Origin of the sequence: Pseudomonas sp. S09G 359, from assembly GCF_002843605.1 — a bacterium.
Classification (GTDB): domain Bacteria; phylum Pseudomonadota; class Gammaproteobacteria; order Pseudomonadales; family Pseudomonadaceae; genus Aquipseudomonas.
The window spans coordinates 2580177-2596626 of record NZ_CP025263.1 but is presented as its reverse complement, the minus strand read 5'-3'; the positions used below and the strand labels follow the sequence as shown (position 1 = coordinate 2596626).

The following is a 16450-nucleotide window of genomic DNA, read 5'->3' as shown; positions in this document are numbered from 1 at the left end:
CCATAGGTATCGCCCGTGTGTTCAACCCGCGACGGGGCTAAGGGACGGTAGGTGCTGCTGCACCTGCTGCAGCAACTCGGAGTGTTTGACAATGGTGTAGTGGTCGGCAGCCAAACGCTCGCTGAGTGCCACGTTCAAGCCTGCTTCGAACGCACGCACCGAGCTGGCCGGCAAATCGGCACGCCACCAGCACTGCGCCTGGCTGGCCGTCGCCGGCAATGCTGGCTGGCGACGGGACAAGGCCTTGAGCCGCAGCCCGACCTGGAACGCCCTGGCAGACTCTTCGCTGCCAAAGGTGGCGGTGCCTTGCGCGCCCTTGGCGAGGTCGGCAAACAGCGCCGTCAACGTCAGCAGATCCGGCTCGGCCTGTGGCAACAAACGTTCAAGGAAGGCTGCATCAGTATGCACCCCAAGAGTCTGGCGCAGGAACGCCGGCATGCCCTCGCGCCAGTCAGCATCCTCCAGCAACGGCATGGGCGCCGGAATGAAGCTGTCCACCAAGCCCAGGAACGCAACACGCTGGCCTTGTTTCTCCAGCTCATTGGCCACCAGTACCGCCAGGGTCCCCCCCAGCGACCAGCCCAACAGCCGGTACGGCCCTTGTGCCTGTTTCTGACGGATGTACTGGGCGTAATCAATGGCCATGGACGCCAGGGAGTCATCTTCCCAGTTGCGGTCCAGCAGCATCCGACATTGCAAACCATACACGCTGCACTGGCCTTCTAATTGCCGGGCCAGCGGCTCGTAATCGAACACCGTGCCAAAGCCGGCATGCAGACAGAACAACGGCGCCGCGCCACTGACATGGCCGTTGAGCAGCAGCAATGGGTCCAAGTCGGCTTCCTGCAACGCATCGAAACCTGACAGTTGGGCGATGGTCGGCTTGGCCAGCATGTCGCGCAATTTCAGTTCGAAACCCTGGATCGCCAGGCTGCGCACCTTGCTCAACACCTTGAGCGTGCGCAGCGAGTCGCCGCCCATTTCGAAGAAGTTGTCGGTCACACCGACCGCCTCAAGCTCCAGCACTTCCTGCCAGATGGCTGCCAAACGCCGCTCCAGTTCGTTGCGCGGCGCCACATATTGCTGCCCCTTGAAGTCCGGGTCCGGCAGGGCCTGGCGGTCGACTTTGCCGCTCGGGTTCAACGGCAACGCCGGCAATACCAGCAACTGTGCGGGCACCATGTAGTCCGGCAACTGACTGTGCAGCGCCTGGCGCAACTGCTCGGCCAGGCCGGGCTGAGGGCCGGCTACGACATAGCCGATCAACTGCTTGCCCGCCGAACTGTCCCGCGCCACCACCACGGCGTCACGCACCTCTGGCAGTGTGCGCAGCCGCGCCTCGATTTCCCCCAACTCAATGCGGAAACCGCGAATTTTCACCTGGTGATCCAGGCGTCCGAGGTAATCGAACACACCGTCGGCGCGACGGCGCACCAGGTCGCCGGAGCGATACAAACGCCCACCCACCTCGAAGGGGCTGGCGACAAAACGCTCGGCAGTCAGCCCTGGACGCTGGTGATAACCGCGCGCCAGCCCTTCACCGCCGATATACAACTCACCAGCGACACCGTCTGGCAACGGGTTGAGTTGATCGTCGAGCACGTACAGCGATCGATTACCGACTTGCACGCCAATCGGTGCATACGCAGCATCGCAGGCCTGCTCGGCGTCGGCCGTCCACAACAACGGCGTGACCACGGTTTCAGTCGGCCCATAGCCGTTGGTGATCCAGGTCGGGCGCAAGGTGCGCTTGACCAGTTCGAAAGTCTCGTTGGCCACGGCGTCGCCGCCGAAGCAATACACCCGCACCGCCGGCGGCGTGTCCTGGCCCTGGGCATAATCGGCCAGTTGCTTGAGGTAGGCCGGGGGGAAGCAGGCAATGTTGATCGACTGTTCATGCAGAACCTGCCAGGTTTCTTCTGCGGTCCACAGGTTGTCGTCGCGCAGCACCAGGCAACCACCGGCCAGCAAGGTGGTGAGCCAACGCTCCTGGGCACCGTCAAAGGCGAACGACATGAACAGTAATTCGCGGGTGGCCGTGTCCATCACATAGCGTTGGGCAATGGCCTGGCAATGCATGTTCAACGGGCCACGCGCGACCGCCACACCTTTGGGTTTACCGGTGGAGCCGGAGGTGTAGATCAGGTAGGCCAGGTGGTCGGGGTCAATCGACAGGCCCAGGGGGGTGTGCGCATAACCCGACAGATCGAGGTGATCGATATCCAGCACCTGCACCGCTGCGGTCACCGGCAGGCGCTCAAGCAACGCCTCGCGGGTGACCAGCACGGCCATGCTGGAGTCCTCGACGATCCATTGCAGGCGCTCCTTGGGGTAGTCAATGTCCATCGGCACATACACGCCGCCGGCCTTGTGCACCGCATACAGGGTGATGATCATTTCGACCGAGCGGTTCAATGCCACGCCCACCCGAACCTCCGGCCCCACACCCCGCTCACGCAGCAGGTGGGCCATACGGTTGGCGTGCTGCTCCAGTGCCAGGTAACTGAGCTGGCGGTCAGCACAGATCACCGCCGGCGCATCCGGTTGCCGGTGTACATGGGCTTCGATCCGTTCCAGCAACGAGGCGGCCGTTGGCTGCGGCGCTTGCAGCACGTTGCTGCGCTGCAAATGCTCGCGCTGTGGTGCGGTGAGCATGCACAACTGCCCCACGGTGCTGTCGTTGGCATCAAGCATGGCCAGCAACAAGGCCTCAAAACTGCCGCGAATACGCTGTACCGATTCGTCGCTGAAGCGGTTACGCAAGTACAGGAACTCGATCACCAGCGATTCCGTGAGGTTCACCGCCAGGTCCATCGCGTAGTTGGTGACATCCCGGCCGGTAGCGGCGCCAAATTGCAGCGTGCCCTGCTCCATCTCCTGCAGGCGATCATCGACCGGGTAGTTTTCGAACACGATGATGCTGTCAAACATCGCCCGGCCACTTTGCCCGGCCCAACGCTGGATTTCCGCCAGGGATGCGTGCTCGTAGTCCCGCGCATCCAGGTTGAACGCTTGCAACTGCGCCAACCACTCGGTGAGCGGCTGCTGCGGTTGCGGCGTCTGCACAATCGGCAGGGTGTTGATGAAGAGCCCCAGTATCTGGTCGGCCTGAGGCAGGCTGGCGGGTCGCCCGGCCACGGTGGCACCGAAACACACCGTGGCTTGCCCGGTATAGCGCTGCAACAGCAGCAGCCAGGCCGCCTGGATCAGGGTGTTGGGGGTCACGCGCCAGCGTTGCGCGCGCTCACGCAGGCGCAGGGTCCGGGCTTGGTCCCAGTTCAGGTAAATGGCTTCATGCCCACCGGGCTGGGTGGCGGGACGCGGGTAGACATTCCCGGCCAGCTCGGTGGGCCCGGTGACGCCCTGGAGTTTTTCCCGCCAAAACGCTTCCAGCGCCGTCGAGCCCTGGCGTTGCAGCCACGCAATGTAATCCTGGTAGCGACTCTGGCGGTTGCTGGCCTGTCCGTTGTAGGCCTGGAACACCTCGCCCAGCAGGCGCGAGCTGCTCCAGCCGTCCATCAGGATATGATGGCGAGTCCAGATCAGGTGGCAGCGATTTTCGTCCAGCCACACCAGCGTCACCCGCATCAGCGGCGCCTGGAGCATGTCAAAGCCCTGTCGGCAATCGGCACTGATCAGCTCGGCCAGGTCATCCGGGCCGACCTCGCGCTGGCGCCAGTCCACAATGTGCACCGCCGACGGTGCTTGCCGGCTGACGATCTGCAACGGTTGCGCCAACTCGTTGGCCGTCCAGAACCCGGTGCGCAGGATATCGTGGCATTGCTGCACCTGGTCCCAGGCCGCAGCCAAGCGTTTTACATCCAAGCCCTGCACCGGCACACAGGTCTGGTTGATATACAAATCGCCCTCGCCCGCCTCCAGGCTGTGATACAGCATGCCTTGCTGCATTGGCGACAACGGGTACATATCCAGCACGTTGCGCGCCGGCAGCGGCAACGCGTCGAGCTGCGCCTGGGTGACGCCGGCCAGGGGGAAATCAGCCGGTGTCAGGCCGACCACATCGGGCGCTACGCAGTGCTCGACCAGGGCTTGCAGCTCACGCGCGTAGTCATCGGCCAATGCCTGGATAACTTCGCTGTCGAACATCGCTGCGCTGAAGGTCCAACCCACATTCAATACACCGCCGTACACCTGGCCGTTGAGGCTCAACAGATTACCCAGCGGTGCTTCGCTGTCGCGTTCGCTGCCTGCCGCCTCGCTGGAAGGTACGAACAACGCGCCTTGATCCTGATCGAAGCTCGCGTCGAATTGCCCCAAATAGTTGAATGTCACACAAGGCAAGGCTTGGTTGCGCAGGCGTTGCTGATCAGCGTCCACCCCCAGATAACGCAGGGCGCCAAACCCAAGGCCTTTGTTAGGCACCGCACGCAGTTCCTCCTTGATCGACTGGATGCTCTGCGCCACGGTCACGCCCGGTGTAAGGCAGACCGGGTATTTGTTGGTAAACCAGCCGACGGTGCGGGTCAGGTCCAACTCATCGAACAGGTCCTCGCGGCCATGCCCTTCGAGCATCAGGCCCAGGCTGGAACGGCCGGTCCACCGGCAGATGACGCGGCTCAAGGCGGCCAGCAGCAACTCGTTGATCTGGGTGCGGTAGGCGGCGGGCGCCTGCTGCAGCAACTGCCGAGTCACCGACGCGTCGAGGCGCGTGGTCACCGTCACCGCTTCGCGCATCAGCGCCACCGGAACGTTGCGACGCCCGGGCAGGTCACTGTGCACCGGGCTTAAGCGGGCCTGCCAATAGTCGCTTTCCTGACGCAGTTCGGCCTGCCCGGCAAGTGCATGCAAGCGGTCACTCCAGGCTTTGAACGGACTGGCCTTGGCCGGCAGACGCAGGGGCTGGCCGTTGTGCAACTGCTCATAGGCCAGCTGCAAGTCTTCAAAAAGAATGCGCCAGGACACACCGTCGACGACCAGGTGATGCACCGCCAACAGCAATCGTTGCCCGCCCTGCGGCAGCGTCAGCAACACGCCGCGCAGCAACGGGCCTTGGCTCAGGTCGAGGCTGCACTGGGCGCGCTGGTAAATCTCCAGGCACTGGGCGTCAGTCTCGGCTGTTTCGCACCAGAGCAATGGCTCACGCCCTTGCAGCACGCGATGCTCGGCGGTCCAGCCGTGGGGCCCGGGGTGAAAACTCAGGCGCAAGGCGTCATGGTGGCTGACCAGCGCCTGCAACACCTGCTCCAGCAGCGCCGGTTGCAGGGGCCGCTGGGGCTCCAGCAGCACCGATTGGTTCCAGTGATGACGTTGCGGGATCGGCGTCTCAAAAAACATCTGCTGGATCGGCAACAGGCGTAATGCACCGCTGACCGGCCCCTGATCGATCACCATGGCACCGTCACCCGTCTGGGCGACGCTGGCCAGGCTCTGCACGGTCTGGTGCTCGAACAGGTCGCGCGGGGTAAAACGAATACCCGCCTGGCGGGCCCGGCTGACCACCTGAATCGAGATGATGGAATCGCCACCCAGTTCGAAGAAGTTGTCCTGGCCGCCGATGTGTTCACGCTTGAGCACATCCTGCCAGACCTGCGCGATGCGCTGCGCCAGTTCGCCCTGGGGGGCCTGGTACTGTTGGGCATGATCGGGGCTGGCAGGCGCCGGCAGCGCCCTGCGGTCAAGCTTGCCATTGGCGGTCAACGGCAGTTGCTCGAGCACTTGCACGTGGCTCGGCAGCATGTAGGCCGGCAAGCGTTCACGCAACTGCGCCAGCAGGTTCGCTACCGGCACGGCGGACACCACGTAAGCCCACAACTGCGCGCCGCTGTCGGCCATGCCGACCACCACCGCCGCATCCTCGACCCCGGGCAGGCTGCGCAGGCTGGCCGTGACTTCGCCGGGCTCAACACGGTAACCACGGATTTTCACTTGATCGTCGATGCGGCCCTGGTAGTCGAACACACCGTCCTGTACCCGCACCTGATCACCACTGCGGTACAGCCGCGCACCGCTCCGAGAGGACGGGTCCGGTACAAACCGCTCAGCCGTCAGCGCCGGCTGCCCCAGATAACCCTGGGCCAGGCCAGCACCGCCGATATAGAGCTGGCCACTGCCGCCGTTGCCGACGCCTTGCAGGCTCGCATCGAGTACCTGCACGCTGGTATTGGCCAACGGCACGCCGAGCGGAACCGTGTCGCCCTGCTCGGGCACGGCTGCCGCCAGCACGCCGACGGTGGTTTCCGTCGGGCCGTAATGGTTCATCAGTTGGCAATCGGGCGCCAACTGGCGCAGGCGATCGCGCAAGCCTGGCGAACAGGCCTCACCGCCCAGGATCAGTACTTTCGCTGGGAGCACCGCCGCCGGGTTGTCGGCGCTGAGTAATGCGGTGAGGTGCGAAGGTACGATTTTCATTACATCCACCCTGTGGGTGGCCATGTACGCGGCCATGGCGTTGGCGTCCATGGCCAGTTGTGCGCCGATCAGATGCAGGGTCCGACCCGAGCACAGCGCACCGAACAACACGGTATGCCCGAGGTCTGCGGCCACCGTGGAGATCATCGCCATACGGCTGCCGCTATCGGGCGGCAGGCGCTGCAACAGCGCCTGCACATAGTTGGCTAACGCGCCGTGGCTGACCATCACGCCCTTCGCGGCACCGGTGGAGCCAGACGTATAGATCACATAGGCGATCTGCTCCGGCAACGTCACCGTACAAGGCACCGACGGCATTTCCTGCTGGGGCTGCTGATCGATGTCGATCACGGTAAACGCGGCATCCAGAGAGCCCAGCGTGCCGCTTGCCACCACCACCTGTGCACCACTGTCGCGAAGCACATCGTTCAAGCGTTGGGGCGCGGTATCCGCCGCCAGCGGCAGGTACGTGGCACCGGCCTTGAACACGCCTAGCATGGCCACCACCATACCCACCGAGCGTTCCAGGACCACACCGACCCGTGCGTGGGGACGCACACCTACCAGGTGCAAGCGACGGCTCAGTTGCTCTGCGGCCGCCTCCAACTGACGGTAAGTCAGGGCCGCCCCCTCGTCCACCACCGCCAGCGCTTCGGGGTTCTCGGCAACCTGGCGAGCGAACAGCGCCAGCACATCCTGCTCAACAAACGCCACCGGCTCACCAACCCCCCACTGCCGGACCTGGTGCTGATCCTTGGCGTCAATCACCGGCAGTGCTTCGATACGTTGCCGAGGGTTCTCGACCACTGCCGCCAGAAGGCGCTGCCACTGACCCGCCAAGGCCTCGATCAGCGCAGCATCGAACAGCTCGCGGCTGTAGATGAAGTTGGCATCAATGCCTGCAGCGTGCTCAAACGTATTGAGGGTCAGGTCGAACTTGGCACTGTGTACCTGCGTCGCCAGGTTTTCCACCGTGAGCCCACCGCCCAACGCGCGCGCCTGGCTGGGGGCGTCATGCTGATGGTTGAACATCACCTGGAACAGTGGCGAATGACTGAGGCTGCGCTCCGGCTGCAAGGCATCTACCAGTTGTTCGAACGGCAAATCCTGGAAGGTTTGCGCCTTCAGGGCGGTGTCACGCATCTGCGCCAGCAACTGGCTGAAGGTGTCTTCGCCGCGCACGTCGGCCTTGAGTACCTGAGTGTTGACGAAAAAGCCGATCAGCCCTGCGGTTTCCGCCCGAGTGCGGTTGGCCACCGGCACACCGATACGCACATCCGCCAGCCCGCTCAAACGGTGCAGCAATGCCTGGAAACTCGCCAACAACAGGACGAAGAGTGTCACGCCCTCGCGAGCCGCCAGGGCCTTGAGTTGCTCCGACAAGGCCGGGGCCAGCGCAATCCGTGCCTGCCCACCCTCATGACTGCGCGGGCCCAGCGCTACGCGCTGCCCCGGAAGGCGCAAAGGCTGTGGTGTGTCGCCCAGGTGCCCTAGCCAATACGCCAGTTGCCGGTCACGTTCACCATTGTCCATCCAATGGCGTTGCCAGGCGGCGTAATCCGAATACTGAATGGGCAGCTCCGACGATGGCAGTGGCAGCCCACGACTGAGCGCCGTATAAGCCGCCAGCACCTCGTCGACCATCACCCCCATCGACCATGCGTCGGAAACGATGTGATGCTGCGTCACCACCAATACGCAGTCGCCTACCGCCAACTGCAGCAGCCTGGCCCGGACCAGCGGCCCGGTTGCCAGGTCGAACGGCTGCGCCAGTTGCTCCTCGACGGCGTGCGCCAACACCTCGGGATCGTCGCCAGCCAGCACCTGCACCGTCAACTCCAGCGAAGCTGGCGGCTGAATCACCGGTTCGACCTGACCATCGGCCGCCTCGACAAATACCGTGCGCAAGCTCTCATGGCGGGCGATCAGTGCATCGAAGCTGCATTGCAACGCCTCGACGTCCAGCGCTCCGCGCAAGCGAATCGCCAGGGGGATGGTGTAGGCACAACTGTGCGGGTCCATTTTCCACAGGAACCACTGGCGTTGCTGAGCATAGGACAGCAGGCGCGGCTCGTCCTCAGCACGCCGAAACACTGGGGCAATCCCATACAGGTTGATCCCCTTCTGCTTCAGCAGGACGGCCAACGCTTTCCTTTCTGGCACGGAAAGCGCGCCTACAGACTCTATTAACTTTTGCACGCCAGGTACCTCGTCAGGAAATCAGTTTCTCAAGCTCTTCAGCAGATAGACGTTTGAGAGCCCCCAACGATTTAGTCAGCTCATCCTCCAGGCTTTCATGCCCTGACTGCAGCCCACGCACATGTTCACAGAAGGCCCCCAGGTGCGGGGTTTCGAACAACAACTTGAGCGGCACTTCCACACCTTGTAGCTGGCGCAGTTGCATCACCACCTGGGTGGCCATCAACGAGTGACCGCCGAGCTGGAAGAAGTTGTCGTCCAGGCCGACCTCGGTCAGCCCCAGCACTGCTTGCCAAACCCCCGCAATCGCTTGTTCGAACTCATCCCGTGGGGCTTGGAACACCGCGCGTGACAGCGCTGCATCCGGCGCCGGCAATAACTTGCGGTCCAATTTTCCGTTGGCACTCAGCGGCATCTGGTCCAACACCAGCAGATGCGTCGGCACCATGAATTCCGGCAAGTGGCTGCGCAGCGAACTCCGGATATCCTCGAGTACCACTGCCCCTTCACACACCAGGTACCCCACCAACATCTGCTGGGCCCCGGTGCCTGCCGCCACCACTACCGCCTCAAGGACCTGCGGATGCGCGAGCAGGCCAGCTTCGATTTCGCCCAGTTCGATACGCAGGCCGCGAATTTTCACCTGGTGGTCGATACGTCCCGCGTATTCGATCTCCCCTGCCCGGCCGAACCGCGCCAGGTCACCGGTGCGGTACATCCGCTGGCCGGCCACGAACGGGTCCACCACAAAGCGCTCGGCAGTCAAGGCTGGACGCTGGTGATAACCACGTGCCAACCCTTCGCCCGCCAGGTACAGCTCACCCACGACGCCTACCGGCAGCGGTTGCAGATTGCCGTCCAGCACGTAGGTGTGCAGGTTGGCGATCGGGTGCCCGATCGGCACGCTATGGCGGTCGTCGTCCTGGCAAGTCCAGTGCGTCACATCGATCGCCGCTTCGGTAGGGCCGTACAGGTTGTACAAGCCGGCGTGGGGCAACTGTTTGAATACCTGCTGCGCCGCTTCGGCCGGCAGCGCCTCGCCACTGCAGACGATGCGGGTCAATGAGCGACATGCCTGGACATTCGGGTCCTGCAAGAACACCTGCAGCATCGATGGCACAAAGTGCAAGGTGCTGATCTGTTCGCGGCTGATCACCTCGATCAATTGCGCCGGATCGCGATGCGCACCAGGGGCGGCCATGACCAGGCGAGCGCCGGCCAACAGTGGCCAGAAAAACTCCCAGACCGACACGTCGAAACTGAACGGCGTTTTTTGCAGCACGTTGTCCGCAGCCGTCAAGCCATAAGCGTCTTGCATCCAGCACAGCCGGTTGGTCAAGGCGCTGTGACGGTTACCCGCGCCCTTGGGTTGGCCGGTAGAACCGGAGGTGTAGATCACGTAGGCAAGGTTTTCACCTGCCACCGCGACCTGAGGATTGTGTTCGGCACTGCCGGCCAATGCCAACTGATCCAGCAACAGCCGTTGCACACCGTCGACCTGGGGCAGATCGTCGGTCAATGCCGAATGACTGAGCAGCCAGCGAATACCACTGTCGGCCTGCATATACGCCAGGCGCTCGGTCGGGTAGTCCGGGTCGAGAGGTACATAGGCCCCGCCCGCCTTGAGCACGGCCAGCAACGCCACGACCATCTCCACCGAACGCTCCAACGCAATGCCCACCAACACATCTGGCCCCACGCCCAGCCCGACCAAATGGTGGGCCAACCGGTTGGCACGGCGGTTGAGTTCGCGGTAACTCAGTTGCTGTTCGCCCGCCGTCAACGCCACCTCGTCAGGCGTGCGCTCCACCTGTGCCTCGATCAGCTGTTGAACGCTGGACTGCAACGGATAGAGGGTTTGCGTGGCGTTCCACTGGTGCATCTGTTGGGCATATTCTGCCGGGTTCAACAGCATCAACTCGCCCACGCAACGCTCACTGGAGCCGCTGCAGATCGCCTCGATCAAACGTCGCAGATGGTCGGCCAGCGCCTGTATGACGGGCGCGTCGAATTCGGCTTCGGCATATTTGAAGGTCAGTGCCAGTTGCGCCCCCGCATCCACCAACAAGGTCAACGGGAAACTGGTCTGCTCATGCCCCAGCACCTCACCAAAGCGCAAACCTTGGGGAGCACCGGCCGCCAGGGCCTCGGACACCGGATAGTTCTCAAACACCAGCAGGTTGTCAAACAACGCCTCGCCACTGCGCCCGGCCCACCGCTGGATCTCGTACAACGGCGTGTGTTCCTGCTCGCGCAGGCTCAGGTTGAGCGCCTGCAACCCCTGCAACCACTGGCCGATGGGCTGGTCCGCCAGGGGTTGGCTGATCACCGGCAAGGTGTTGATGAACAGGCCGATCTGCCCTTCGATACCGCGCAGCTCTGCCGGACGCCCGGAAACCGTCGCGCCGAACGCCACGGTTTGCTGACCGGTATAGCGTTGCAACAGCAGCGACCAGGCCGCCTGCACCAGGGTGTTGAAGGTGATTTTCTGCTGGCGGGCAAAGCTATTGAGGCCTTGAGTGACCAACTGATCGAGCAGGACACGATGCTCGCCACGCCCCGTCCCACGGGTGGCCGGCAACGACCGCGGGATGGCGGCGGCCAGCAGGGTCGGCCCGGACAACGCTTGCGTCTGCTGTTTCCAGAACGCTTCGCTGGCCTGCATGTCTCGGGCCTGCAGCCAGGCAATGTAGTCCCGGTAGCGCCCGTTGTGGGTCGGCACAAAAGTACCGGCATAACGCTGCAGGACCTCCCCCAACAACTGGGCGTTGCTCCACCCGTCCATGAGGATATGGTGGCTGGTGTAGATCAGGTGATGACGCTGCTCGGCGGTGCGTACCAGCGCCAGGCGCAGCAGCGGTGCCGTGTCGAGGGCAAAGCCTGCGGCCTTCTCCTGCTCGGCAAAATGCTTGAGCCGCGCCGGTTGATCGGATGTACCGCGCAGGTCATGGGTGCTGAACGGCAGCACAACCTGATCAAACACCACCTGCACCGGCGTGCTCAGGTCACCCTGCCAGTAGAACCCGCTGCGCAGCACGTCATGCGCTTGCAGGGTGGCTTGCCAGGCAGCCCGGAACGTTTCGACATCCAGGCCCTCGATGTCCACGCGTAACTGGTTGATGTAGTCGCCCGAATCGGCTTCAAACAGGCCGTGGAACAACATGCCTTGTTGCATCGGCGACAACGGATAAAGGTCGCTGACCTGCCTGCGCTCCACCGGTAACTGGTCCAATTGCGCCTGGTCCAGGCCGCTGAGTGGGAAGTCCGACGGTGTGAAGCTGCTATGTTCGGCATCGCTGCAATGCTCGATCAGTTCCAGCAGTTGCGCGGTCAAGGCATCCGCCAGGTGCTGCACCGTGTGGGGCGCGAACATTTCGTTGCTGAAGGTCCACTCCAGCGTCAACTCGCCGCCATACACCTGGCCGTTGATGCTCAACCAGTTGCCCAGTGGCGCATCGTCACCTTGCTCGGCACCGGCACTTTCCTTGGCGGGCACGAACAAGGCCGTGTCATCGTCAAAGCTGCCGTCGAACTGCCCCAGGTAGTTGAACGTGATACGCGGCACCGGCAACCGCGCCAATGCCGCCTGTTGGTCAGGCGTGCCAAGGTAACGCAGGATGCCGAAATCCAGGCCTTTGTTGGGGATGGCCCGCAGTTGCTCCTTGATCGCCTTGATCGACACACCGAGTTCGGCGTGCGGCGTCAATCGCGCCGGGAACGCGCTGGTCAACCAGCCGACAGTGCGCGTCAGGTCGACATCGTCGAACAGATCTTCACGGCCGTGCCCCTCCAACTGTACCCACGCTTCGGCGCCGCCGGTCCAGTTACAGATGACGCGGGCCAAAGCGGTGAGCAGCAGGTCATTGACCTGGGTGCGGTAAGTGGCCGGTGCCTGTTGCAGCAAGCGACTGGTGGCCTGGCGATCCAGGCGGGTGCTTACGCTGGCGGCGTGCTGTTTTTGCAGGCTGGCGTCGGGGTGTTCGCAAGGCAGCGCAGGGTCAGCGCCGACGGGCAGGTTCAGCCAATAAGCGGCAGCGGCTGCACCGGCCGTCGTCAGGTGATGGCCACCCAGACGTTGGGTCCAGGTTTTCAGCGAGCTGGTCTTGGCCGGCAACGCTGCAGCCCCTTGGCGATAGGCTGTTTGCAGGTCTTCAAAGAGAATCCGCCAGGACACGCCGTCCACCACCAGGTGATGCACGATCAACAGCAGGCGCTGCGTCCCATCCGCGAGATCGAACAGTACGCCGCGCACCAGCGGTCCGTTTGCAATGTCCAGGCTGCGTTGCGCGCGTTCACACGCGGCCAGCAACGCGGCATTGTCGCTCACCGCTTCGTGCCAGAGCATTCCAGAGCCGGCCCCGGGCGTACGGTAGCTGGCACGCCAACCCTGCGGGCCGCCGTCGACGAAGCTCAGGCGCAGGGCGTCGTGGTGGCAGACCAGCGCGGTCAACGCCTGTTCGAGCCCTTGCACCTCCAAGTGCTCACGCGGTTGCAACAACACCGACTGGTTCCAGTGGTGACGGTCAGCCACGGCGGACTGGAAAAACATCTGCTGGATCGGCAGCAGGGCCAGCTCACCGCTAACCGGCCCCTGATCGATTCTATTGGCCGACGCCCCCTGCCGCGCAACACTGGCAAGACCCTGGACGGTCTGGTGCTGGAATAACTCTTTGGGGGTAAAGTCGATGCCCGCCTGGCGGGCCCGGCTCACCACTTGAATCGAGATGATCGAATCCCCTCCCAACTCGAAGAAGTTGTCCTGGCGACCCACCTGCGTACGCTTGAGCACCGCCTGCCAGATCTCGGCGATTTGCTCCTCGAGCGCGCCTTGCGGCGCACTGTAGGCAGCATCCGCGTGGGCCGCATCCGGCAGCGGCAACGCCTTGCGATCCAACTTGCCATTGGGCATCAGCGGTAACGCCGCTAGCAACAGGACCTGGGTCGGCACCATGTAGGCGGGCAATACTTCGGTGAGCCGTGCCTTGATCTGCTCGGGCAAGCCACTGTTGCCGGCAGCGTCGGCGTGGGCGACGACATAGGCAACCAACTGCGTGCCCTGGATGACCTCCTGGGCCAGCACGACCGCCTCGCGAACCGCGTCCAGCTCACCCAGGCGCGCCTCGATTTCACCGAGTTCAATTCGCAAGCCGCGCAGTTTGAGCTGGTGGTCGAGACGACCGATATAGTCCAGCACACCGTCAGCGCGATAGCGCACACGGTCGCCGCTGCGGTACAGGCGCGAACCCTGGCTGTCGAACGGGTTGGGCACAAAGCGTTCGGCGGTCAGTGCCGCACGGTTGAAGTAACCGCGCGCCAGGCAGTCGCCAGCGATGTACAACTCGCCAGCGCCCCCCACCGGGCATACCGCCAACCCGTCGTTGAGCACGTAGGTGCGGACATTGTCCAGGGGCCGGCCGATGGCAACGATGTCCTGGGTAGCCTGGGGTGTTGCAATGAAGCTGCAACTGTCGATGGTCGCTTCGGTGGGCCCGTACAAGTTGATCAGCGTGCCCTGCCACAGCGCGTTCAATTGCGTGACCAGGCTGGCTTTCAGCGCCTCACCGCCGGCCAGTAGGTAGCTGAGCGAACGCAACTGGGCAGCATCCGCCTGCGGGAGTACCCCTTGCAGCAACGACGGCGCCAGTTGCAGTACACTGATCCGTTCGGCGGCCACCAGTGACCAGAGCCCGGCCCAGTCCTGGCTCAGGCTCGGCGGGGCCATGACCAGTTGCGCATCGCCCATCAACGGCAGCCAGAACTCCCAGACCGACGCGTCAAAACTGAAAGCGGTCTTTTGCAGCACACGGTCGTCGGCCGTCAGCGGCAAATAACCACGCATCCACTGCATATGGTTGCTCAGCCCACGATGGCGAATCGCGACGCCCTTGGGCTGCCCGGTCGAGCCGGAGGTATAGATCACGTAGGCCAGGTGTTCCGGGTCGAGGGCAACATCGGGAACGCCAGGGTCGGTCGCGGGTGCTGCGTCGGATTCGTCCAACAACTGCAGTTGCACATGCTCCAGCGCCGGCAATATCGGCACCACAGGTGCATGGGTAAGCAACAGGCCGATGCCGCTGTCGGCAATCATGTAGGCCAGGCGTTGCTGCGGATAGTCCGGGTCCAGCGGCACATAGGCACCGCCCGCACGATGCACCGCCAACAGCGCAACGACCATTTCCACGCTGCGCTCGAACGCGACACCAACCAGCACATCCGGGCCTACGCCCTGCTCTATCAGGTGCGCGGCCAGACGGTTGGCCCGCGCGTTCAACTCGGCGCAGTTCAAGCTGCGTGGCCCGAAATGCAGCGCCACTGCTGCCGGATCGCGCTGGGCGACCCATTGATGCACAAACGGTACGCCTGGGCGATCGACGTGCGTGTGGTTCCACTGCGTGAGCATGCGCTGTTCTTCGTCACGCCCGAGCAACGGCAGGTCATCGATGCGCACCTGCGGCGTTGCGGCGAAGGCCTCGAGCAGGTTGCGCCAGTGCGCCGCCATCCCCTGGATGGTAGCGGCGTCGAACAGGTCCACGGCGTACGTCATCGACGCCCACAAGCGTTGCTCGTCCTCGAAGGTATCCAGGTTCAAGTCGAACGGCGAGGTGTGGTTGTCCCAGGTCAGGGCTTCGATGCCCAACCCCATGTCCGCTCCTTGACCCGCTTGAACCGGGCCTTGCACCTGATGGTTGAACATCACCTGGAACAGCGGGTTATGGCTCAAACTGCGTTCAGGTTGCAAGGCTTCGACCAGTTGCTCGTACGGCAGGTCCTGATAGTCCTGGGCCTGCAGCGCCGTGCGTTTGACCTGCTGCAACAGTTCACTCAGGGTATCGGTGCCGATCACGTCGGCCTTGAGTACCTGGGTGTTGACGAAAAAGCCGATCAGGCGCTCACATTCGGCACGGTTACGGCTTGCCACCGGTACGCCTACGCGGATGTCCGCCTGGCCGCTGTAGCGGTACAACAACACCTGGAACGAGGCCAGCAGCAGCATGAACAGCGTGACCCCCTCGCGCCGGCAGGCTTGCTTGAGCGCAGCCGTCAGGGCCGGTTCGATGTCGATATCGCAGCGCTGGCCGCGATAGCTGCTGATAGCCGGTCGCGGTCGATCATGGGGCAACTGCAGCAGGCTCTGTTCACCGCCCAATTGCTCGGTCCAGTACGCCAATTGCCGCTCGCGCTCGCCCGCTTCCATCCAGCAGCGCTGCCAAATGGCGTAGTCGGCATACTGGATCGGCAACACCGGCAGGCTGACCTGATGGCCCTGGCTGTAGCCCTGATACAACTCGACCAGTTCGCGCACCATGATTTGCATCGACCAACCGTCAGACACAATGTGGTGCTGGGCGATCACCAGCACCTGCTCCTCGGCCCCCAGTTGCAACAATTTGACCCGTAGCAACGGTCCGGCGAGCAGGTCGAACGGCTGCTCCAGCGTCGCATCGATGAACGCCTTGATCTGCACCGACTGCGGCGTGCCGTCCGATGTTGCAGCGTGCTTCTCGATCACCAGCGGCTGGGCCGGCTGTACCACTTGTACCGCTTCGCCATCGACGGTTTCGAACACCGTACGCAGCGCCTCGTGGCGCACCACCAGTGTGCTCAGCGCGCGCTCCAACGCCGCGATATCCAGGGCTCCGCGCAGATGCAACGCAGCCGGAATGTGGTAGGCACTGCTGCCAGGCTCCAACTGCCACAGGAACCACTGGCGTTGCTGGGCGTAGGACAATGGCAGGCGCGGCTGATCGTGGCGGCTGACCGGGATCGGCAACTGCGCCAAGGTAATGCCTTTGCTGCCGAGTTTTTCCAGGAACAGTCGACGCTGGGCCGCTGGCAACTTGATAAACCGCTGAACCAGCGAGGTGTTGTCCAATGCAGCCAT

The 16450-nt window shown here is 63.4% G+C and carries 1 protein-coding gene and 1 pseudogene; both read right to left on the bottom strand.

All coding sequences use genetic code 11. From position 1 onward, the window contains the following. Positions 1 to 21 precede the first annotated feature (21 nt). Positions 22 to 8439: pseudogene (locus CXQ82_RS11775) on the bottom strand (amino acid adenylation domain-containing protein); the annotation flags it as partial. Positions 8440 to 8581: 142 nt separating this feature from the next. Beyond that, positions 8582 to 16450, bottom strand: a complete 7869-nt coding sequence (locus tag CXQ82_RS11770; protein WP_101269047.1) for a non-ribosomal peptide synthetase — start codon at positions 16448 to 16450, stop codon at positions 8582 to 8584.